We start from the raw sequence: 21,366 nt of genomic DNA, 5'->3' as shown, positions 1-21,366 counted from the left end.
TACACCATGCATTTATGTCAATCAATTATTTATTAATGAGTCATGTTGACCATAATTTAATATGTTAAATTATAATAATATATCATTGAAATAATTGAAAAAATAAGCAAATCATGTTAAGATCTTATATCTATAAAAGACAAGTTTAAGGTTAATAAAAATATGCTCAATAAAGTGACATTAATCGGGTACCTTGGGGCTGATCCCGAAGGAAAAATGATGCCTTCTGGTGCAGAGATTGTGAATTTTCAGTTGGCAACTTCTCAAAGCTATACAGACAAAGAAACCCATCAGAAAATAAAAAAAACCGAGTGGCATTCTGTGGTGATTTTTAATCCTCAGCTGGCAAAGATAGCTCTCCAATATCTTAACAAAGGAAGTAAAATTTACCTTGAAGGACAGCTCCAAACCCGCAAATGGCAAGATAAAAAGGGACAAGATCATTCCACAACAGAAATTATTCTGCCTCAGTACAAGAGCAAATAAGCATAAATTATGTAAAATTGTATAAATTGCAAAAAATAGCCCTAAAATAGCGAATTAAAGGAAAAATATTGTATTTCAATTTTTAAAGAAATGACGGTGCCGCATGCCGGATTCGAACCAGCGACCCCATCATTACGAATGATGTGCTCTACCAACTGAGCTAATACGGCATAAACCTGTTATTATTTAAAACTAAAGGCTAATTCGAGGGTAATAACTAAAAGTATATATAAAAGCAAGCAGGTAATTTTTTCAATAATTCATAAATGCAACAGTTACTAAAATAAAACAATAGATCCTTATAAGCAAAAGGATTAAAGCTACATTTCTTGAGTTTTTGTTGTTTAAAAATGAATTAAATATTTCTTCAATTTATAATCATATCTAATTTCAAAAGTAGGACTGAAAGTAAAATTTTTTTGTGTAATAAAATGATGCTAAACATTCTGTTTAGAAAAGTGTTTAATAATTTTACAAGGAATCAAAAATTATTTGACAAGTTATTTTTTGAATGGAAAAAATAAGAGTGTTTATGTTTTTATACAATCAAAGCCATACTAGTATGATAATTATTTGATATAAAAGTGTTCCTCATTTCTGGACCTATAGATATAAAGTTAAAATGGAGTCAGAAGGCAATGTCAGATGAAAATAGAATGACAGAATTAGAGATTAAACTAGCTCATCAAGAAAAGCTTGTTGAAGAACTTTCTTGTGTGGTCACTGATCAATGGAAAAGTTTAGATGAAATATCTAAAAAATTAAATGCTCTAACAAAACGATTGCTCGATTTAGAAGAGCGAGATTCCTCCGAAATTCCTGTTGAACGTCCTCCTCATTGGTAAAAGTATAGTAAAATTAGTATGCTTATCCTTCACAAATTATATAAAGTATTTTTTGTGTTTTATGAAAAAGTTGGTTTAATGATTGAATCAAATTATTATTCTCGTTGTTATATTTCTTATAATTTTTCTTTAATGTAGTGTAAAAAATATCTTTAATTTCGATTTACTAAAATAGCCAATTTCCGTTATCTTTTAAAAATGTAAATGCTCGAGAAATTATTCTATGAGTGAATATAATAAAGCTTAAAAAAATTCTTTAATGTTGAATATATTTTCCTTATTGACAAGCAATTTTATGAAAAGATTTCTATGGTTAGTAACTTAAGATATAAAAATGTTATTGTCAAAATGCCAAATATAAATCATGCTGGGAAAATATTTAGAATAACATAAATTGAAGATAGAAGAAATGACACAATGCTACATATAAACTAATTGAGACTATTAATATCTGTCTAAAAAAAGAAATGGCTAATATTTCACTAAATGGATTTAATAATCCAGCTTAATTGTACTAATAGAACATATGCCATCAATAACTAATTATCATATATGTCAATGTAACAAAATAAGCGTCATTAATTTAACTAAAGAGCAAAACATATCTTATTCCTATTATTTTAATAGAATATTTGATATAAGCTATAAAAAATAGAAAGTCGCATTATCATGAAAATAAACATGAATTCATTTTTATTGTAATTTTTTATCTAGAACAAAAATATGTAGAAACTGTATTTTGTTTTTATATAAAAATTAGGTTGAATACATCAGAATAATGAAAAATGTTGAGCTAAAACACAATGAATTAAAACGGAGACTTAAAAATCGTCATGTTCAAATGATTGCCTTAGGAGGTGTTATTGGAACAGGCCTTTTCTATGGATCAACAGAAGCTATTCAATTAGCTGGCCCTTCAACCATTTTAGCATATCTTCTTGGAGGATTCATTATCTATCTTATTATGCGAATACTTGGTGAAATGTCAGCAGAAGAACCAACTTCAGGCGCTTTTAGCTTCTTTGCTTATAAGTATTGGGGATGTCTTGCTGGTTTTATAACAGGTTGGAATTATTGGTTTCTTTATATCCTTGTTGGTATGACTGAACTAACAGTTATTGGGTTTTATCTTGATCACTGGATTTTGATTGATCACTGGAAATCGTCTTTATTGGTTCTCTTGTTTGTCACATCGATTAACCTTATAGATGTACGTTTTTACGGAGAATTTGAATTTGCTCTAGCTTTAATTAAAGTTATTGCTGTTATTGGTATGATCGTATTTGGAATTTTTATCATTATAACAGGGATAAGTGGAAGCCAAGCCAGTATCAGCCATCTTTGGAATCATGGTGGTTTTTTCCCTTATGGCGCAACGGGGGTTATATTTGCTACTTCTATACTCATGTTCTCTTTTGGTGGCACAGAGCTTATTAGTATTGCCGCAGGAGAAACATCAGATCCACAAAAAACAATTCCATCAGCCATTCGTAAAGTTATGTGGCGTGTGATCATTTTTTATATCGGTTCTATAAGTGTAATTATGATGATAAACCCATGGAATATGATTAAAAAAAACGGGAGTCCTTTTGTAAATATTTTTGAAACTATAGGTATCCCTGCAGCTGGCCATATTTTAAACTTCGTGGTAATTATGGCTGCTATTTCAGTCTATAATAGCGGCATTTACTCAAATGGTCGTATACTTTATAGCTTAGCGATGCAAAAAAATGCACCGCATATTTTTAGTAAACTTAATGCTACTTGTGTTCCTTATGTTGCTATTCTTTTTTCATCAATTTGTACTGCGACAATTATTGTCATCAATGTTCTTATGCCAGATAATAGTTTTATGCGGATTATGGCTATTACAACCGTAACAGCAGCTATTACTTGGGCTATTATTGTTATTGTACATTTCAAGTTTCGAAAAGCACATAAAGGTCAAGCAAAATCCTTCGTTTATGCATTTGGTTTCTATCCTTATGGAAATTATCTTTGTCTTTTTTTTCTTGCACTATTGTTTTGTATTATGTTTGTAAGTGGTTTAGGAAAAAATGGGTTAATTACCCAACTCTTTGAAATGATAGGAATAAAAATAAGCTTTATTGAATCCTATATTCCTACACAAATGCCTGATATGAGTTTAGCAGTTATTATTATTCCTATATGGTGTTCACTTTTATTATTAGGATATAAACTCAAGCGATAATTCTAAAGTCATATAAAGGAATTGATTGGAATAAACATTGGCGATAAAATTTGATAAGGTAACGCAAATTTTTGATGATTTATGTGTTTTGAAAAATATTACCGTAAATCTCACGGAAAAACGAATTGCAATTATTGGTGCAAACGGTTCTGGAAAAAGTACATTTGTTCGCCTTATTAATGGTTTGCAGCTTCCATCGAGGGGTTCTGTTAATGTTGATGGATTGGATACAAAACATGATGCAAAAGCAATAAGACTGAAAGTAGGATTTGTTTTTCAAAATCCCGATAATCAAATTGTATTACCATTGGTAGAAGAAGACTTATCTTTTGGGCTTAAAAACTTAAAATTAAGTAAGAATGAAATTAAAAAACGAGTAGATGAAGTTTTACAGTATTATAACCTCCAAGCATTCAGAAACCATGCCATTCATTTATTAAGTGGTGGACAGAAACAATTAATTGCTATCTCAAGTGTGGTAGCAATGAAACCAAGCTATATCGTTTTTGATGAACCAACAACATCACTTGATTTACAAAATAAACGCCGCGTTACACAAGCCATTAAAGAATTACCACAAACAGCTATCGTTGTATCACACGATTTGGAATTCCTAAAAGAATTTGATAGGATACTTGTTTTTGATAAAGGAGAAATAGCAGTTGATGATGTACCCTCGGTTGCAATCAAAGAATATATAAAAAGAATGTCATGATCAGTTTGTATATATCTCAAGACACATTCATCCACCGGCTTAGACCAGGGATTAAATTATCACTTCTTATCCTGTGTGGAACTATTATCTTTATGGTTTCATCAGTATCTACTTTTTTACTTTTTTTATTATTTATATCTTTATTATATAAAATAGCTAAAATCCCTTTCAACAAAATAATAAAACAGTTTAAATCAGTATGGCTGTTTTTAGTCTTTATATTTGTTTTTCAAGCTATTTTTGATAGTTGGCTTACAAGTTTTTCGATTATATTACGCTTTATTATTCTTATTTCCCTAGCATCACTTATTTCATTCACAACAAAAGTTTCAGATATGATAACTTCAATTGAAGCAGGGTTTAGATTCTTTCAATGTTTCGGTATCAATCCATCAAAATTAAGTATCTCCTTATCTATGGCAATTAGATTTATTCCAGTTATCAATGAAAAATTCAATGAGATATGTGAAGCACAAAAAGCGCGTGGACTTAATATAAACATTATAGCTCTTGCAATACCCTTAATTATTCGAACAATAAGGATAGCATCAGAAGTAGCAGAAGCATTAGATGCGCGCTCTTATGATTCTAATGATAACTCATTGTATTTAAGGAAATAATTCAGTGACAACCAAAGATTTAACGTATATTTCTTTATTTGCCGCCCTTTATGCAGTTCTAGGTTTTTTTCCTCCTATTTTCCTTCCTTTTTTTCTTGGCCTTCCTATTACTGCTCAATCTATGGGGCCAATGTTAGCTGGATCTATCCTTGGAGCAAAAAGAGGTGCTGCAGCATCAGTACTTTTTCTTTTTCTGATCGCTATCGGTTTACCTCTGTTGGCTGGTGGACGTGGAGGTGTTGGTGTTTTTTGGGGACCTGGTGGTGGTTACATGATTGGTTATCCATTTGCAGCATTCTTTATTGGTCTTATGGTTAAATTGTTTTGGCGACGACTAAATTTTATAAAATTGGTTATAATAAATAGTATAGGTGGAATTGGAATTGTCTATCTCTTTGGAATATCTTGGATCGTTTATATTTCTAAGATTCCTTCATTGACAGCTTTAACAATGTCATTAGGATTTATGGTAGGTGACTTTTTTAAAGTTCTGATTGCGTCATTTATTGCACTTACAGTCAAAAAATCCGTTCCACTCATTACTCCTTCAAAAAAGTAATAGCCATTCACATCAACTGCAAGGGTTTTATTCTTAAAGATCGGAAAAAAATGATTAAAATATTTCCAAACCATATGAAAATATATTGATGGTTTATTTAAGCCGTTTGACTTCTAATTCTTAGAATTAATGAATTCGCATTTTAAATTATGGATAAAAGTTTGAATGAGAATTTCAACATTCCAGAATTAATTTTCTACAACCTAAACAAATTATTGACATGCTCCATTACAACACGACTATCTTTATAATCTGAGATTTTTGTTGTAGCGCTAATTATATAATTTTTTTCCAATTTAAGAGCAGTTGCAGGATTTTTTACAGAAGATAAAGTATTTTTCATATTAACATAAACCTATTAATATCTTTTTTATCTTGTGGAAGTGATTGTTTTTATTGAATAGATTTAATTTATAGAAAAAATTATCGATCTATTTGCAAAAATACCATAACATAATGTGTTGAAGGCACATTATAAAATTTATCAAAAATTACTGATAAGAGTACAAGGACATCACATAACAATATATCATACTGTTTATCGTATTTAATAAAAATAACTTTGGGCAATCTACAAAACTAAACTCTTCTTATCTTGATCACCCTTTTAGATTCTCTGGACGAACTAAATTCTCATGTGTAATTTCTTTAATTGTACGTACACCAGTTAATGTCATAGCTACACGCATTTCTTGAGAAAAAAGCTCCAAGAGATGAGTAACACCTTGCTCACCTGCTGCGGCAAGCGCATAAACAAAAGCACGACCAATCATAACAGCATCCGCACCTTGCGCTATCATACGAACTACATCAAGACCAGAACGAATACCAGAATCAACTAAAATGGTTAAATCGCCTTTTATAACATCCGCAATTTTCGGCAATGCTCGTGCTGTTGACAATACCCCATCAAGCTGACGCCCGCCGTGATTGGAAACAACAATACCATCAGCTCCAAATCGTACAGCTTCACGTGCATCCTCTGGATCAAGAATACCTTTTAAAATCATTTTTCCTTTCCAAAAGTCTCTAATCCATCGCAAATCACCCCAACTAATTGATGGGTCAAAGTTTGCACCAAGCCAACCAATATAATCTTTTAATGTCGTTTTCTTTTTAAGATAGGTAGAAACATTTCCAAGATCATGTGGATGACCCATAACACCAACATTCCAAGCCCAATGTGGGTGAAAAATAGACTGTATAATACGCCGCAATCCAGCATAAGGCCCAGACATCCCTGAATGAGCATCACGATAACGTGCTCCAGGAACTGGCATATCAACTGTAAAAACCAACGTACGAACACCAGAAGCCCACGATCTTTCCAGTACATCCCGCATAAACCCACGATCCTTAAGAACATAAAGTTGAAACCAAAATTCTTTTCCAACTGCCGCATGTACTTCTGAAATAGGACAAACTGAGACTGAGGACAAAGTGAAAGGAATATCTTTCGCAACAGCTGCACGTGCAGCTTTTACTTCACCACGACGTGCATACATACCAGTCAACCCGACAGGCGCAAGTACAATTGGCATACCAAGTTTTTGACCCAAAATCTCCGTTGAAAGATCAACATCACCAACCTGCTTTAGAATCCGTTGACGTAATGCAAGTTCTTGAAGATCTGTACAATTACGCCGCATTGTTTCTTCAGCATAAGCGCCACCATCAATGTAGTGAAATAGAAAAGAAGGTAAGCGGCATTTTGCTGCTTCGCGATAATCAACTGTTGACGAAATAATCATAGTAACACCATTACTCCAGTAAAATACAAAAAGATTTTTTTCAACGACAAATCCTCTTGTATATATTTTTTAAAATCTATATTGTTAAACTCATTTAAAATGCTTAGATAATTTTAATCCTTGTTCTTGATAATGTGAACCAATACCATCTCCATAAAGTTTCACTGGCCGATTAAGCATATGTTCATAAACCAAACGGCCGATGATTTGTCCGTGCTCTAAAATAAACGGAACTTCGTGGTTCCTTACTTCTAAAACTGCACGCGCTCCTTTTCTACTTATTGCCATACTCCCAAATCCTGGATCAAAAAAACCTGCATAATGTACCCTAAACTCTCCTACTAAGGGATCGAATGGTTTCATTTCAGCAGCATAAAAGGGAGGAACATGAATAGCCTCTCGTGACACTAAAATATAAAACTCATGAGGATCAAGAACTATTTCTCTTGTTCCATGATCATAAATAGGTTCCCAAAAATCTAAAATGGGAGCAATAGCGCTTTTATCAACATCGATAACACCAGTATGACGTTTCCCCCGATATCCAATAAGTCCATTTTCATGGCCTTCTAAATTAATGGAAATTCCAATACCGCCATCGTTAATATTAGGAGTATCATCAGATACAAGCATTTCACTTTTATGCAACGCATATAATTCAACTTCTTTTAAATAACTATATCCTTTACGAAACCGAAGTTGTGATAAGCGTGAACCCGTACGGACCAAAATCGGAAATGTTCGTGGACTAATTTCGAGATAAAGTGGACCATGATAACCCAGACAAATTTTATCAAATTCCTGAGCGTAGTCTGAAATCACGCGTGTAAAAACATCCAACCGCCCCGTAGAACTTTTAGGATTAGCAACCGCAGACAAAACTTTCGATAAGGCTAAACTTTCTAAAAGAGGAACGATATAAACACAACCCGTTTCTAAAACTGCTCCATCTTGTAAATCAAATTCATGCAGCTTTAATCGTTCAAGTTTATCAATAACGGTTGCATCAGGTCCTGGCATAAAAGAAGCGCGTATACGATATGCTTTATTTCCTAAACGTAAATCAAGACTTGCAGGTTGTATTTGCTTCTCATCAAGAGAGTCAATGGCATTAACCATACCATTGTTAATTAAATCATGTATATCACTATCAGCAAGAATACCATTCATGCGCATCATATGTTGTGCCTTCCATCTTTTTCTCCCTTTTTATCAGTATTATTAACTGGAGCAAACCCTTTCAAAAATAACAAATGATTTATTTCAAATTTAACGACTTGGTTCACAAGCGTAATAAATGATTTTAATCTATAAAACGGCATTCGGTAAAGTATTCTTGCGTAGGACAAATTCTAGAACTCATCATAGACAACTTTTTACTCACAACCTATATACTCATTTTTTAGAATACATTTTCAGCTTTTTTTTGCATAAAAGTTGATAAATAGTGTTATTATAGTTGAAAGTTTCTATACAATAAGAGAAAAACTCGTTAAAATTCAGATATGATTATACGTCATCTTAGCGAAACTATTATTAATCAAATTGCAGCAGGTGAAGTTATTGAACGACCCGCTAATGTTGTTAAAGAGCTCATTGAAAATGCTATTGATGCAGGAGCAAGCCGTATTGAAATTGTCATAGCAAATGGTGGAAAAAGCCTGATAAGAGTGAGTGACAATGGTTGTGGTATCCCAGAAGATCAATTAACTTTAGCAGTTTCTCGGCATTGTACATCTAAAATTACTGATGATGTACATAATATCTGTTTTCTTGGTTTTCGTGGAGAAGCATTGCCCTCTATTGGTTCTGTTTCAAAACTTAAACTGACCTCACGAATACAAAATTCCGATAGTGCAGCTGAAATTATTGTTAATGCGGGAAAAATTGAAGGACCAAAACCCTCTGCTGCTAATCCTGGAACTATCGTTGAAGTCCGTGATCTCTTTTTTGTTACACCAGCACGATTGAAATTTATGAAATCTGATCGTTCTGAAACAATTGCTATCACGGATACAATTAAACGAATTGCAATCGCCTTCCCACATATCCGTTTTTCTCTTGCTGGTATAGATCGAGCTCCCATGGAATTTCCTGCTATGGAACAAAATACCCAAGGGCAATTACAACGCATTACACAAATTATGGGAAAAGAATTTGCTCCAAACAGCCTTATCCTCGATGCTAAACGTGAATCTGTTCATCTAACCGGTTTTATCGGTTTGCCATCTTTCAATCGCAGTAACAGCCTTCATCAATTTGCTTATGTTAATGGACGTCCAGTACGTGATAAACTCCTATGGGGAGCAATCCGCGGAGCATATGCCGATGTTATTGCTCGAGATCGTCATGCTGTAGCCATTCTTTTTATTCATTTACCGCCCACTGATGTAGACGTTAATGTACACCCTGCAAAAATGGACGTGCGGTTTCGCGACCCAAGTCTCATTCGCGGTTTAATTATTGGAGCGATCCGTGAAGCACTGCATCAAACTGGCATTCGCCCTACATCAACAGACTCCGAAGCCATGTTGGCTGCGTTTCGAACAGAACCTTTAGAAACTGAAAAAATGCATCAATCTTTTTCTTATGATGCACGACCACGTCATATTGATCCAAAGCTTACATCAATATTTCATAAACCATTAGATATAAACAGCTCTATTGACTTCCAAGAAGATACGATCCCTATTATGGAGCATCTTAGCACACCAAGTGGTGACACACGCGCTACAATTAATGCATTAACATCAGAAGAATTACATTATCCTTTAGGGGCAGCAAGAGCGCAAATCCATAAAAACTATATTGTCGCTCAAACTCAAGATAGTCTTGTCATTGTAGACCAGCATGCTGCTCATGAGAGACTGGTTTATGAAGCGCTTAAAAATGCTCTGTATTCTCAACCACTTCCTTCACAATTATTACTTATTCCTGAAATTGTAGAACTCTCTGAAGAAGATGCCACATGCCTTTTATCTCACAAAGATGCTTTGAAAAAATTTGGATTAGGAATTGAATCCTTTGGCATTGGCGCAATCGCTGTACACGAAACACCTTCGATGTTAGGAGAGATTAATATCCAAGCTTTAATTAAAGATCTTGCCGATGAAGCAACTGAATATGATACAATAGATAATTTAAAAGGGATGCTTGATTATGTTGCAGCAACTATGGCCTGTCATAGTTCAATACGTTCAGGACGTCTTTTACATCCTGAAGAAATGAATGCACTTTTACGACAAATAGAAGCAACGCCTAATTCAGCCACATGTAACCATGGACGTCCTACTTATATTGAACTTAAACTCGCTGATATAGAACGCCTTTTTGGTAGAAAATAAAATTTCATAACTATTTTGGCTAAAAACTACTTGCTTCATTTATGCTCAACTTTATAAAATATCTGTAATATTTTATCAGCATTATTTTTCATAAATACATAGAAAGGACGCATAAAATATGTTCTCTCATAATGAATGCGAAGCAACAATCCACTATTTTAATAATAGTTATAAAATTGTTAAATATGGGACTTATACTATTTGTGCAGTTAGTGGACAAAAAATCCCTATCGATGATCTAAAATACTGGAATCATCAGCGTCAAGAAGCATATGCCAGTTGTGAATTATCCTATCAGCGTGAACTTGAGTGTAATCCATATCTTAGTCAATTACTAAAAAACATAAAATAACCTATAAGAAACTCTGAAATAGTATCTATATGCTTTTAAATATATCAATTAAAGGTGATATTTCGTTTCTTAAAACGAGCAATAGTCTCCTCAAGAAGCATACGACAAAAATCTCTTTGAACAAAATCAACTTTAACATCAAAGACAATAAGATTTTCTAAGATTTTATGTAAATTGTTAGCCTGTATGCGTATATAGTCCTTAGCAGTCGTAGCTATCCACAGATTATGAATTTTGGCCTTCCGTGCCAAATTCTTTAGATCCGTAGCTGTAAAAAAATAATGATCAGGATAAGAATAAGCTTGCGCAACATGACCAGACATTTCTTTAATGGATTTGAAAAATTTATCTGGATTGCCAATACCTGCAAATGCTAAAAAAGATTTTCCAGCAACTTCATCATCAATATGTGATTTAAGATGCCCATAATGCAAAGGTTTTCCAGTGCGTGAAACAAAAAGAGCTACCTCATCACTCTCATCCAAACAACCAATGACTAAAACACTGTCCATGAAAGATAATTGCGTTTTTAACGGTGCACGTAAAGGTCCCGCTGGAAAAACAGCTTTATTACCAAAACCACGCATTGCGTCCACAACAAGCAACGCATAATCCATATAAAGGCGACGGCTTTGAAAACCATCATCCATTAAAATAAAATTACATCCCTTTTCTTTAAGCCGTTGTGCTGCTGCATAACGATCAGGTGATATAGCAACAAAAGCGTGATGTGCAAGCAAAAGTGGCTCATCGCCAACATCGCACGCATTATCACATTTAACATCGACGAGATGCACTCTTTTGACTCTTCCACCATAACCACGTGATACAATGCCAGGTATTAAGCCAAGTTCCTTAGCCACTTGAGAAAAAGCAATAACAACAGGCGTTTTACCTGCCCCACCTAATGTAAAGTTTCCAACACACAAAACTGGTAAATCAATAGCAAGAGGCTCTCTTTCCATACGGAATCGTGCACAATAACCATAAATCCCAGCAATCGGTGCCAATAAAAAACGTAAAAAGCTTTTATTTTTCCACCAAAACCGCGGAGAACAAATATGCATATCTATTTTTGACACTGTCTTAAACCTGTCTGTATCACAAGTGGCTGCAAAAATGGATCAAGAACCTTTAATGTACACTCAAGTGCACCAGCCATACTTGTTGCTACCCCATAAGCCTTATCGATCACCTCTTGTCTCAAGGTCTCATTTGTTAAAAATTTATTCACTTGGATAGCAAGTTTCATTGTATCTTCAACTATATAGGCCGCATCACAGGATAAAAATCGCTCAAACGTACTTTGAAAATTGGCAATATGAGGCCCTGTTAAAATAGCTACTCCAAGCAAAGCGAGCTCTAATGGATTATGCCCACCACAATCGCACAATGATTTACCAATGAAAGCAACTTTCGATAAACGAAGAAAAAGACCCATTTCTCCAATTGTATCCCCTAACAAAATATCTGTATCTATATCTGGAACGATATTGCTACTTCTAAGAACATAACACAAATCTTCTTGATCACATACTTTAATAATATCTTCTGAACGTTCAGGATGACGTGGAACAATAATCGTTAATAAATCTGGAAAATAACTCTTGAGCATTTTATGAACTTCACAAGCAATTTTTTCTTCTCCTTCATGGGTTGAAACAGCTGCCCAAACTGGACGATTACCGATAGCCTTACAATAATGCGCAAGTAATTCCTGATCCTCAACCGGACACACCTCAGCCTTAAGATTACCAGAAAGTGCAACTGATTTTACACCAAGTGTATAATAATATGTTACATCTGTTTCATTTTGGCCAATAGCCACATCAATATGTTTAAAAATATGTTTAGCAAGAAAGAGTCGTTTGTGCCAAGCTTTAAAAGACTGTTCCGACATACGGGCATTAACCAAAATCTGTGGAATGCGCATTTTAGCAAGTTCTTTAATACGTAAAGGCCAAATCTCAGATTCACAAATCAATGCCAAATCAGGTTTCCAATGACTAATAAAATGACGCACAGCTAATTCTAAATCTAATGGAGCATATTGATGAATTAATCGATTGCCAAAATATTTCTTAACAAGAGTAGAAGATGTTACAGTACATGTGGTCAATAATACTTGTATCTTTAAAGATAAAATGTAATTAATCAGTGGTAAAAGAGCTACTGTTTCTCCAATACTCGCCGCATGAAACCAAATTAACGGACTTTGAGGACGTGCTTTTTTGCTTTTACCTAAACGTTCCTTATGTCGTCCTCGTTCTTCTTTCCCACGCATCGCTCTAAAAAACAAATAAAATGGTACCACAGGGTGTAAACAAAAGCCAACTATCCGATAGATTGAAAGAGCCACACGTGCCTTTAACTCCATCATTTTAAACCCCTTATTTCCTTGTTTTGAGATAGCTGTAAGCTTCATCTGTCAAATGATTCATTATGCTTGTTAATTGTATACGTTTTTCTTCTAACAAAGAATCATCTGCATCTTTAGGAACAAAAAATGCTTCACCTGCGAGAACAATTGAACGCCCAAAAGGAAGTGGAATTGCAGTTTTATCCCATGTTTTTTCAAGAATTTTTTCTCGCGAAAACGCATATACACAAGGTATGATAGGACGGCCAGATAATTTAGCTAATAAAATAATTCCTTTTCCCGACTCACGTGCTTTTCCACACGAGATATCTGCAATCATAGCAGCTGTTTTACCAGATTTAAGAGCATTTTTAAGCGTTAACAATGCTGTTGCTCCTCCTTTATGAGCGTGTTGGGTTTTACCGCGTCCCCCTGAACCACGAATAATTCCAAGTCCTAATTTTTGCGCTAATTGTGCATTTATTTCTGCGTCAGCAGAACGAGAAAACATAGCAATAACTTCCTCACCTTGAGAACGCAAAAAAGGTCCCATAATATGACGTCCATGCCAAAATGTTATAATAAAAGGATTATAAGCATTATATATTTTCCTAATATCATCTGAGCATTTTAACCGCGGATTCGTCCAATAAACAAAACGCAGATAGTTCGCTAAAATCCATACAACAAAAACCTTTACAAACCATGTTTTCATTAATGAATGACGATTATCCCGCCAAATTTTTTTCAAAATTCCATTTTTTTTCTTGTTAAAAGTTTCTCTCATAACGACATTAAAATTAGCAAACTCAATCTTGTAGTATTTTTGTAAAATAAAAAACAATAATTGAATATTTAAACTTTATGATCCATCACTTGTTGCGTAATCAAAAAACTGATGTAAAGGCACAACATAATAACGTTGCAATGCATTATCTACACTGCTTTGTGCTTTTGCCCGCCATGCTTCCTGAGCTGATTGATAGTCTGGAAAAATACCAACCACATCCAAATTACTGGGATCTCTAAATTGATTATCATTTAGATCTTTTAATTCTCCACCAAAGACAAGGTGCAATAATTGTCTCTTTTCGTTGACTTCAGCCATATTTACCCTCCATATTGTTTTAAAATTGAAGATGTTTTTATTTGATTAAACTAACTTTGTTTGACGAACAACATGTATCATATTTTGACAGCAATTACTTTCACCAGCAACTAAAAAACCATCTTGATAAGCTTCAATCCCATAAGAAATAAATGGCGCCTCAAGCGACATAAGACATCCACCACACTCCCGTAAAACAAGATCAGCAGCAGCAATATCCCAATCATGACAATTCGGACGAACCAATACAATATCAATTTCACCCTGAGCAATAAGAACAATACGATAAGCAAGAGAAGGAATATAACGAAAAAAATTGATTCGATTGCTAAAATCATATGGTAATTTTTGCGCAATTGATTGATCAATTGAAACCCTATATTTTCGATTGATGTTAGGTCTTAAAAGAGGCAGCTTGATGCCATTCAATGTTGCTCCTTCACCTGTCACAGCTGCATATATTTCACCTTTAGCAGGACATTGTAAAACACTTACAATAGGACGGCTATTCTCAATAATAGCAACCGAAATACACCACTCAATACTTCCAGAAAGAAAACCTCGAGTCCCATCAATGGGGTCGACTACAAAACAGCGTTTATAGATAGCTTCTCCCCTATTATCCTCTGTTTCTTCTGAAATCCAACCATAATTTGGACGAGCACTAAGAAGTTTTTCTTTTAAAAAAACATCTATTGCAACATCCGCTTCACTAACTGGTGAATTACCATTTTTAAACCAAACATCGAGCCCACATCCAAAATACTTCATTGCTAAATCTCCTGCCTCCAAACAAACATCGAGCAAAAGATTTAAGTCGGCATAATAATGTGCATTATTTTCCTGCAAGGATCATTCCTTCAATTAATAATGTCGGTGCCGATATACCATAACGTCGATCAATATCATTCGCAGGGATTAAATGCGCTAACATATGGAGGAGATCAGATCCTAATGTTACTTCACTCACTGGATAAGTGATTTCGCCATTTTCAATCCAAAAACCAGAAGCTCCACGACTATATTGCCCTGTAATAAAATCAACACCATGCCCAAACAATTCTGTAACATAAAAACCATTTTGCACACTTTTTACCATATCATGAGGTGATACTAAACCTGGTTCAATAGAAAAATTAGTGCTTGCTGGCTGAACAAGCGATGCAGAACGCACACCACGGCCATTTGTTTTAAGTCCTAATTCACGAGCTGAAGATGATGAAAGAAGCCAGTTTTTTAGAACACCATTTTCAATAATATTCAGTGTATGTCCTTCTACCCCCTCACCATCAAAAGGACGAGAAGCATTTCCGCGTAATCTTAAGGGTTGATCCATCACATTAATACCCGCCTTCATAACCCTTTCACCCCTTAAATTTTGCAAAAGACTTGTTTTGCGAGCAATCGATGCTCCATTAACCATAGACGCAATATGACCCGCGATTCCACGAGCTACACGTGGATCAAAAACAACATTCACAACCCCAGTTTCTGCACGAACTGCTCCTAAACGTCGAACTGCTCCTAATCCAGCATTTTTACCTACCGTCTCTGCTGATTCTAAATCAGAGAAATGTAAAGCCGTCGTATAATCATAATCTCGCTCCATTTCTGTTCCCCCACCAGCAAGAGCACTACAAGAACGCGAAAAATAGCTAGAACAATAAGATCCATAAAAACCATCACTATTCACAAGAACAAACCCATTCTTGCCATAAGCTGTTGCTGCACCGCCAGAATTGCTTACGCCCTTTACATCAAGGGCTGCTGCTTCCATTTGCAAAGCATCTTCTGTTAAAAAATGACTTTGTGGAACAAAATGATCAAAAAGATCAAGATCCTTAGGATGGGTAACTAAACACTCTTTATCCGCCAAACCTTCAAATAAACTATCAGGCGAAGCTTTGGCCATTGCAATAGCACACTTTGCTAATTCTTGCGGATCAACAACAAAATTAGCAGAAACACTTGCCACCTTTTTACCAATAAAAACCCTCAATGTAAAATCATCACTTTCTGAAGCTTCAGTGGATTCTACTTTGCCAAGACGAACTGCTACACAAACAGAATTTGAGTGGATAACAACAGCATCAGCAGCATCTGCTCCAAAACGCTTTGCTGCTTCAACCAACGAACTAGCTTTATCAAGCTGTTTTTTGTTCATCTTCATAAATATCCTTTAAATAGTAATTATTCATCTTAATAAGAAATTTTAAATGAAAAATATAATTTTTGTCTATTCATAGTTAAAAGTTATAGGCCATTAATGTATCATTTTTCTTTCAACTAATTCAGAAATTTGCCTTTTAGCTTTTTCACGAAAAGGTTCTACACGTTTTAAAATTTCTTTGACTTCAAAAAAATTTAAAATTTGGATTCCATTAACGGGAGGGCATAATAAAAGATCTAATGTTGCACACTGCAAACGTGCTGTCACAAGCGCTTTTTGTCCTATAATACCTGTAGCAACAAGACTCTCAGAAACCGAAAAGTGTCCATTTTTACATTCAATAATTGGAAGTCCTGTAACATCCACACCAATTGAAAGATCAACTGATTCAGTAAAACAATCAAAAGGAACTGGATTACAAATCGCCCCATCAATCAAAAAATCATGATTGCGTAAAACAGGCTTAAATAAACCAGGAAGAGCAGAAGAAGCTGCCAAAGCAGAACGCAAATCTCCTTCTTGAATAATAACCATCTCTGCTGTTTTTAAATTTGAAGCTACAGCACAAAAAGGAATTTTTAATGCACAAAAATCTCTCGGAAAATTCAATGGTAAAAAATTTTCTAAAATTAACTCCAAATTAAATTGAAAAAGATGAAAACTGCATTCACAAAGTGCTCTCCATGATGTTGGCATTAGAGACCATAAACGCTTTAAAATATCATTTGAGTTAGAAAAAGTTGATAAACAATACTCTTTCCAATCAGTCTCTGTCATTCCAGAAGCCACACCAGCACCGACAATAGAACCAATAGAAGACCCTGCAATGACATTTGGTTTCAAGCCCAAATCTTCGAACGCCCCAATCACTGGAAGATGACCTAAACCACGAGCCCCTCCGCCACCGAATGCCACACCAATTTTCACTCTATCTCTCCTACATCATGCTTCAATTCCCAAGTAAGTACAAAAGAAATACTGCCCCCTATAGTTATTATTTCTTATGTTTATAGAAGTCTTTGAGAAACGACAATAAAAATATGCACTCTTTATCTCCCTTTAATCCACTAATCTTAGATAATGCTAGATAATCTGAGTGATAAATCGAATACCAATTCCTCAGTCACACTTCTTTATCCATTGATTAAAAAGAAACTCTTTTGCAAAAAGAGCTATTTTTTTCCTCAAAATCTTTAACTAAACTGGAAGAAATCCTGCAATAACGGAATAACTGCTTCATAAGGAAATATGGTAAAACTATGTAGAATAATCTTGTTTCACTTTATAAAAAAATTTCTCAAATATACATTACTGTTGAAGTTTATAGATCCGTATTACTGTATCACTATAAAAACGCTCATCATCCAAATAAAATGGATCAGGCAAATTAATAATCGCTTCTTTTTCTTCTTCAAGAATAAAAAATGTTTCAGTTTTTGCCCATCCTCCTTTAAGAGCTTGAATAAAAGCCTTCTCACCCAACGAACAACCATAAGGAGGATCCGCAAAAATAACATCAAATGCAAGCATTGTCCCAATATTTCCAAGTTTGGTTGCATCACGGCGTAAAATTCGCCCAACGCCTTGCAACCCTAAAGTTTCAATATTCTTTTGAATTAAACTACGCCCCTCTATTGAATTTTCAACGAAAACAGCTGCCTTTGCTCCACGAGAAAGCGCTTCAATTCCTAAAGCACCAGTCCCAGCGAAAAGATCAAGAACACGCTTATTTACCCAAAAATTTTCTTCCCGACTCGTAAGAATATTAAAAAGACTTTCACGCGTACGATCAGTTGTTGGGCGAATGGATAGACCAAGAGGTTTTGCCAAAATACGCCCCGAAAACTTACCACCGATAACCCGCATTTTATCCTCCAGATCGCTGAGATACTCTTGCACCATTATTATATTTCTTAAATCTCTTCATGGCCTTATCAAATGGCCTAGATTTCCGCTTATTATTCAAAAAATGTTCATCACGATCGTCTTTAACAACCTTCCTCTCTTTTTTTAATAATTGATCTTTCTTGCTAAAAATACGTGATTCAACAAAAGATGTTTTGCTATGTTTTTTAGAAAAATCAATGCACTTAGCTTTTTCTACTTGTCTTTCTGATCGTTTTTCCTTCCCTCTATCAGTAGATCTCTTACCAACCCAATTACTTTTACGATCATAATGATTATCTGCATCAGAAGAGGACTTCTTACGTGCAATCTGTGGACAAGCACCAGGAGCCATCCAAACATTAGAACAACGTGAACGTAAAAAAGCACGCTCTTCCTTCCCACCTTTGTTGTGATCTTTAGCTCTTAATTTTGTATCAATTTTTTTACTCAATCGTACCTGACTGTGCCCCAAAAATCTGCTTTTCCTTCCATACAATAGATTTTCTTTGCTAGAGACAATCCAACTATCCTCAATCACAGAAGATTTTGTAATGTTTTGTTTTGCAACAACAGCAGAATTTGAAAAAGGCTTTAAAATAGGTGCATCAAAATCCGCATTAGCTTGCACAATCAAACGTTCTCCTAATTGATCGCGCAACATTCGACCTTTTAACTCACGAACTGCACCTTCTTTTAAATCAGATAATTGAAATGGACCATAAGACACGCGAATTAAGCGATTAACAGATAATCCTAAAGCTCCCAAAACATTCTTGATTTCACGATTTTTTCCTTCACGCAAAGCTACAGAAAGCCATACATTTGATCCTTGCTCACGTTCAATCGAAGCTTCAATTGAACCATAAAAAATCCCATTAACTGCAATACCATTCTTTAAATCTTGAAGTGCACTCTGTTTAACTTTTCCATGAGCACGAACCCGATATTTACGCACCCATCCCGTTAAAGGAAGCTCCAATACACGTGCTAAACCACCATCATTGGTTAAAAGCAAAAGTCCTTCTGTATTAATATCAAGCCTCCCCACAGAAAGAACACGAGGCATACCTTTTGGCAAATTATCAAATACTGTTGGTCTCCCTTGAGGGTCACGGTTGGTTGTAACAAATCCTATTGGTTTGTAATAAAGCCATAGCCGTGTTCGTTCTATAGGGGGTAAAGGCTTACCATCAACCATAATAACATCAGAGCGAGAAACATTAAAAGCAGGTGTAGTTACAACTGTACCATTAACAACAATACGGCCTGCAACAATCATCATCTCTGCGTCACGGCGTGATGCTAATCCAGCACGTGCCAACCTTTTAGCAATTCTTTCACTTTCACTCTTTTCACTCACTCTCTTTTCATTGCAATTTTTTTTAAATTGTATAGAAAATTTATCACGCACACTATGTCGTTTATTCCGAAAAGAAAAAGAAGAAGTGCAATCATTCGTCATATTCTATCCTTTGATATCCTAAGGCTCCATTTACTTTTAAAGAAGCTCTAAACACTTTTAAAATATAATGAAACCCTTTCATTATAAAATGAGACATAATAAAAAAGCTTGCTCACTTCATAGACCTCTTTAATATAGCTTTTTGGTTACTTATACCTCAATGGAAGAATAATATGAGACTTACTCCCATGGAAATAGCTCTTTTAGAAGCACAATTAGCAAAAAAACAAGATGAAATCCCCGTAGGTGCAGTTATCACACATGGTCAAACAATCATTGCGCGTGCCGGTAATTACATAAAAACCCCACATGATCCTACAGGACATGCAGAAATGCGTGTTATTCGTATAGCTTGTCAAATCTTCAAAAGTGAAAGAATTCCTGAATGCGATCTTTATGTAACACTCGAACCATGCGCAATGTGTGCCGCAACCATTTCATTTGCACGCATAAGAAACTTGTATTACGCAACGAGCGACCCAAAGGGTGGCGCTATTGAACATGGACCACGTTTCTACCAACAACAAACCTGCCACCATAGACCTAATGTTTATTCTGGTTTTAAAGAAAAAGAAGCTTCTCAATTGCTTAAAGATTTTTTTATACAAAAACGACGTCAAAAATAAACTTTACTTCAACCTGAATTTCTCATCTTTAAACAACACCCCTATTTTTACCTCTTATTGCTTTCTACTTGCAAATGGGTGTCCCTTTTCCACATATTTTTATTTACCTTTCTGGCCCTGCAGGTGCAGTTACTGCTGGTTGACGATAAATTAAAGGCGGCTCACTAAGATATCGACGATAATTTGCACTCCCACCAGCAGCCTCCTTCCGCCGACGCAAATACTCCTCACGTTGTTGTTTCTCATTAAGCTGTACAATGCCCTCTGAATCATCAAGATTTGTATGATATTTTCTTACTACTTTTTTATCTGAAGAACTACTATGAGGATTTACTCTATTAGCCTCCACTCCACCTAGCAAATTCTTCTTAGACTGTCCTGACATCTCCATCTCATTATGAGAATTAATCTCCGTACTATCTACCTGAGGTGGAGGTAAAACTACATGTGCATTAGGTTCTGGAAATACAAGTTTTGAGCGCTGTTTTAGCACAATTTGACTATTTTTATTTCTTGATCTTAATGAAGCAAGATTAGTTATATCGTCAAAAAATTGTAATGAAGCTGTTTTATCCGTACCATAAGTAGGAGCAGACAAATTACACCCCATCAACATACAACATACACTTAGCGTGCTTGCTAAAAATATTTTCATTGCATATCTATTCATTGCTCACCCACTTCCTTAAGCGCATAGTCCACTGACATTATCATGACTCTTTGGAGACTGCCAACAACGCACAAATCGCCTATTCATAGACAAAACAACGCATTTCATTTCTAACATAAATTTCCTCTTCATCAATGATAGAATTTAAGTGATGTTAAATTTATTGAATACTACCCTTTCAAATGACCCTATTCAAAGCA

Annotated in this window: 20 protein-coding genes, 1 tRNA gene and 1 pseudogene; 9 read left to right on the top strand and 13 right to left on the bottom strand. The window is 34.9% G+C overall.

Translation table 11 applies throughout. The features are described from left to right. Positions 1–162: 162 nt before the first annotated feature. Positions 163–483 (top strand): annotated as a pseudogene (gene ssb / locus B11cv2_RS00445) (single-stranded DNA-binding protein); the annotation flags it as partial. A 100-nt stretch (positions 484–583) separates the two neighbouring features. Here ssb and B11cv2_RS00440 read toward each other — a convergent pair. Beyond that, positions 584–656 (bottom strand) — tRNA-Thr (locus B11cv2_RS00440). Between the two features lie 468 nt (positions 657–1,124). On the opposite strand from B11cv2_RS00440, the gene B11cv2_RS00435 reads away from it, so the two are divergent. The 5 genes from B11cv2_RS00435 (at position 1,125) to B11cv2_RS00415 (ending at position 5,437) form a co-directional block, all read left to right on the top strand. Beyond that, positions 1,125–1,331: a SlyX family protein gene (locus tag B11cv2_RS00435; RefSeq protein WP_100692850.1), complete on the top strand. Its 207-nt coding sequence runs from the start codon at positions 1,125–1,127 to the stop codon at positions 1,329–1,331. 778 nt (positions 1,332–2,109) lie between these two features. Further along, on the top strand, positions 2,110–3,543 hold the full coding sequence (locus B11cv2_RS00430) for an amino acid permease (protein WP_100692849.1): 1,434 nt from the start codon (positions 2,110–2,112) through the stop codon (positions 3,541–3,543). A gap of 37 nt (positions 3,544–3,580) precedes the next feature. Beyond that, positions 3,581–4,258, top strand: a complete 678-nt coding sequence (locus tag B11cv2_RS00425) for an energy-coupling factor ABC transporter ATP-binding protein (protein WP_100692848.1) — start codon at positions 3,581–3,583, stop codon at positions 4,256–4,258. Then, entirely contained in the window at positions 4,255–4,878 is a 624-nt protein-coding gene (locus tag B11cv2_RS00420; protein WP_100692847.1) for an energy-coupling factor transporter transmembrane protein EcfT, read from the top strand. The genes B11cv2_RS00425 and B11cv2_RS00420 overlap by 4 nt, the downstream gene beginning before the upstream one ends. A gap of 4 nt (positions 4,879–4,882) precedes the next feature. Then, a complete protein-coding gene (locus B11cv2_RS00415; RefSeq protein ID WP_100692846.1) occupies positions 4,883–5,437 on the top strand; it encodes a biotin transporter BioY in 555 nt (184 codons plus the stop codon). Positions 5,438–6,036: 599 nt separating this feature from the next. Here B11cv2_RS00415 and lldD read toward each other — a convergent pair. Further along, positions 6,037–7,188, bottom strand: coding sequence for an FMN-dependent L-lactate dehydrogenase LldD (lldD, locus tag B11cv2_RS00410; protein WP_100692845.1), 1,152 nt, complete (start codon positions 7,186–7,188; stop codon positions 6,037–6,039). Positions 7,189–7,278: 90 nt separating this feature from the next. Beyond that, positions 7,279–8,367, bottom strand: coding sequence for a 2'-deoxycytidine 5'-triphosphate deaminase (locus B11cv2_RS00405; RefSeq protein ID WP_100692844.1), 1,089 nt, complete (start codon positions 8,365–8,367; stop codon positions 7,279–7,281). Between the two features lie 326 nt (positions 8,368–8,693). Here B11cv2_RS00405 and mutL point away from each other — a divergent pair, with 326 nt between their 5' ends. Both mutL and B11cv2_RS00395 read left to right on the top strand, forming a co-directional pair. Next, the gene (gene mutL / locus B11cv2_RS00400) at positions 8,694–10,532 is read left to right on the top strand and encodes a DNA mismatch repair endonuclease MutL (protein WP_100692843.1); all 1,839 of its coding nucleotides are present in this window, start codon (positions 8,694–8,696) and stop codon (positions 10,530–10,532) included. Between the two features lie 118 nt (positions 10,533–10,650). Then, positions 10,651–10,884 carry a DUF2093 domain-containing protein gene (locus B11cv2_RS00395; protein ID WP_035005667.1) on the top strand — a complete coding sequence of 78 codons (234 nt, stop codon included), beginning with the start codon at positions 10,651–10,653 and terminating at the stop codon, positions 10,882–10,884. A 44-nt stretch (positions 10,885–10,928) separates the two neighbouring features. Here B11cv2_RS00395 and lpxK read toward each other — a convergent pair whose 3' ends face one another. The 9 genes from lpxK to B11cv2_RS00350 all read right to left on the bottom strand — a co-directional run bounded on the left by lpxK (position 10,929) and on the right by B11cv2_RS00350 (position 19,768). Beyond that, a complete protein-coding gene (gene lpxK / locus B11cv2_RS00390; protein ID WP_100692842.1) occupies positions 10,929–11,951 on the bottom strand; it encodes a tetraacyldisaccharide 4'-kinase in 1,023 nt (340 codons plus the stop codon). A gap of 2 nt (positions 11,952–11,953) precedes the next feature. Continuing rightward, entirely contained in the window at positions 11,954–13,264 is a 1,311-nt protein-coding gene (gene waaA / locus B11cv2_RS00385; RefSeq protein ID WP_100693913.1) for a lipid IV(A) 3-deoxy-D-manno-octulosonic acid transferase, read from the bottom strand. 10 nt (positions 13,265–13,274) lie between these two features. After that, positions 13,275–14,030, bottom strand: coding sequence for a lysophospholipid acyltransferase family protein (locus B11cv2_RS00380; protein WP_100692841.1), 756 nt, complete (start codon positions 14,028–14,030; stop codon positions 13,275–13,277). 75 nt (positions 14,031–14,105) lie between these two features. Continuing rightward, the gene (locus B11cv2_RS00375) at positions 14,106–14,351 is read right to left on the bottom strand and encodes a DUF4170 domain-containing protein (RefSeq protein WP_100692840.1); all 246 of its coding nucleotides are present in this window, start codon (positions 14,349–14,351) and stop codon (positions 14,106–14,108) included. Positions 14,352–14,396: 45 nt separating this feature from the next. After that, complete coding sequence (locus tag B11cv2_RS00370; protein ID WP_100692839.1) at positions 14,397–15,200, bottom strand: 3'(2'),5'-bisphosphate nucleotidase CysQ; 804 nt, start codon at positions 15,198–15,200, stop codon at positions 14,397–14,399. Continuing rightward, complete coding sequence (locus B11cv2_RS00365) at positions 15,187–16,521, bottom strand: TldD/PmbA family protein (protein WP_199570334.1); 1,335 nt, start codon at positions 16,519–16,521, stop codon at positions 15,187–15,189. Before B11cv2_RS00365 ends, B11cv2_RS00370 begins: the two co-directional genes overlap by 14 nt. A 93-nt stretch (positions 16,522–16,614) precedes the next feature. Next, positions 16,615–17,448 carry a patatin-like phospholipase family protein gene (locus B11cv2_RS00360; protein ID WP_100692837.1) on the bottom strand — a complete coding sequence of 278 codons (834 nt, stop codon included), beginning with the start codon at positions 17,446–17,448 and terminating at the stop codon, positions 16,615–16,617. 381 nt (positions 17,449–17,829) lie between these two features. Next, a complete protein-coding gene (gene rsmD / locus B11cv2_RS00355) occupies positions 17,830–18,387 on the bottom strand; it encodes a 16S rRNA (guanine(966)-N(2))-methyltransferase RsmD (RefSeq protein ID WP_100692836.1) in 558 nt (185 codons plus the stop codon). Position 18,388: 1 nt separating this feature from the next. Beyond that, positions 18,389–19,768, bottom strand: a complete 1,380-nt coding sequence (locus B11cv2_RS00350) for a pseudouridine synthase (RefSeq protein WP_100693912.1) — start codon at positions 19,766–19,768, stop codon at positions 18,389–18,391. A gap of 275 nt (positions 19,769–20,043) precedes the next feature. On the opposite strand from B11cv2_RS00350, the gene B11cv2_RS00345 reads away from it, so the two are divergent. Beyond that, positions 20,044–20,496, top strand: coding sequence for a nucleoside deaminase (locus B11cv2_RS00345; RefSeq protein WP_100692835.1), 453 nt, complete (start codon positions 20,044–20,046; stop codon positions 20,494–20,496). A 103-nt stretch (positions 20,497–20,599) separates the two neighbouring features. On the opposite strand, the gene B11cv2_RS00340 is transcribed toward B11cv2_RS00345, so the two are convergent. Continuing rightward, positions 20,600–21,166: a hypothetical protein gene (locus B11cv2_RS00340; protein WP_100692834.1), complete on the bottom strand. Its 567-nt coding sequence runs from the start codon at positions 21,164–21,166 to the stop codon at positions 20,600–20,602. Positions 21,167–21,366: the final 200 nt, after the last annotated feature.

This window comes from Bartonella sp. 1-1C, from assembly GCF_002810325.1.
Classification (GTDB): domain Bacteria; phylum Pseudomonadota; class Alphaproteobacteria; order Rhizobiales; family Rhizobiaceae; genus Bartonella; species Bartonella rochalimae.
Note: the sequence above shows the minus strand (reverse complement) of the source record. Positions and strands in the feature narration are given on the sequence as shown.

Bases quoted from the DNA above. Each gene is read 5' to 3' on its own strand.
- B11cv2_RS00395 (WP_035005667.1), top strand. From the start codon at position 10,651: ATGTTCTCTCATAATGAATGCGAAGCAACAATCCACTATTTTAATAAT.
- B11cv2_RS00340 (WP_100692834.1), bottom strand. From the start codon at position 21,166: ATGAATAGATATGCAATGAAAATATTTTTAGCAAGCACGCTAAGTGTA.
- B11cv2_RS00375 (WP_100692840.1), bottom strand. From the start codon at position 14,351: ATGGCTGAAGTCAACGAAAAGAGACAATTATTGCACCTTGTCTTTGGT.
- B11cv2_RS00365 (WP_199570334.1), bottom strand. From the start codon at position 16,521: ATGAAGATGAACAAAAAACAGCTTGATAAAGCTAGTTCGTTGGTTGAA.
- rsmD (WP_100692836.1), bottom strand. From the start codon at position 18,387: ATGCGGGTTATCGGTGGTAAGTTTTCGGGGCGTATTTTGGCAAAACCT.
- B11cv2_RS00345 (WP_100692835.1), top strand. From the start codon at position 20,044: ATGAGACTTACTCCCATGGAAATAGCTCTTTTAGAAGCACAATTAGCA.
- mutL (WP_100692843.1), top strand. From the start codon at position 8,694: ATGATTATACGTCATCTTAGCGAAACTATTATTAATCAAATTGCAGCA.
- B11cv2_RS00405 (WP_100692844.1), bottom strand. From the start codon at position 8,367: ATGATGCGCATGAATGGTATTCTTGCTGATAGTGATATACATGATTTA.
- waaA (WP_100693913.1), bottom strand. From the start codon at position 13,264: ATGATGGAGTTAAAGGCACGTGTGGCTCTTTCAATCTATCGGATAGTT.
- lpxK (WP_100692842.1), bottom strand. From the start codon at position 11,951: ATGCATATTTGTTCTCCGCGGTTTTGGTGGAAAAATAAAAGCTTTTTA.
- lldD (WP_100692845.1), bottom strand. From the start codon at position 7,188: ATGATTATTTCGTCAACAGTTGATTATCGCGAAGCAGCAAAATGCCGC.
- B11cv2_RS00380 (WP_100692841.1), bottom strand. From the start codon at position 14,030: ATGAGAGAAACTTTTAACAAGAAAAAAAATGGAATTTTGAAAAAAATT.
- B11cv2_RS00435 (WP_100692850.1), top strand. From the start codon at position 1,125: ATGTCAGATGAAAATAGAATGACAGAATTAGAGATTAAACTAGCTCAT.
- B11cv2_RS00430 (WP_100692849.1), top strand. From the start codon at position 2,110: ATGAAAAATGTTGAGCTAAAACACAATGAATTAAAACGGAGACTTAAA.
- B11cv2_RS00420 (WP_100692847.1), top strand. From the start codon at position 4,255: ATGATCAGTTTGTATATATCTCAAGACACATTCATCCACCGGCTTAGA.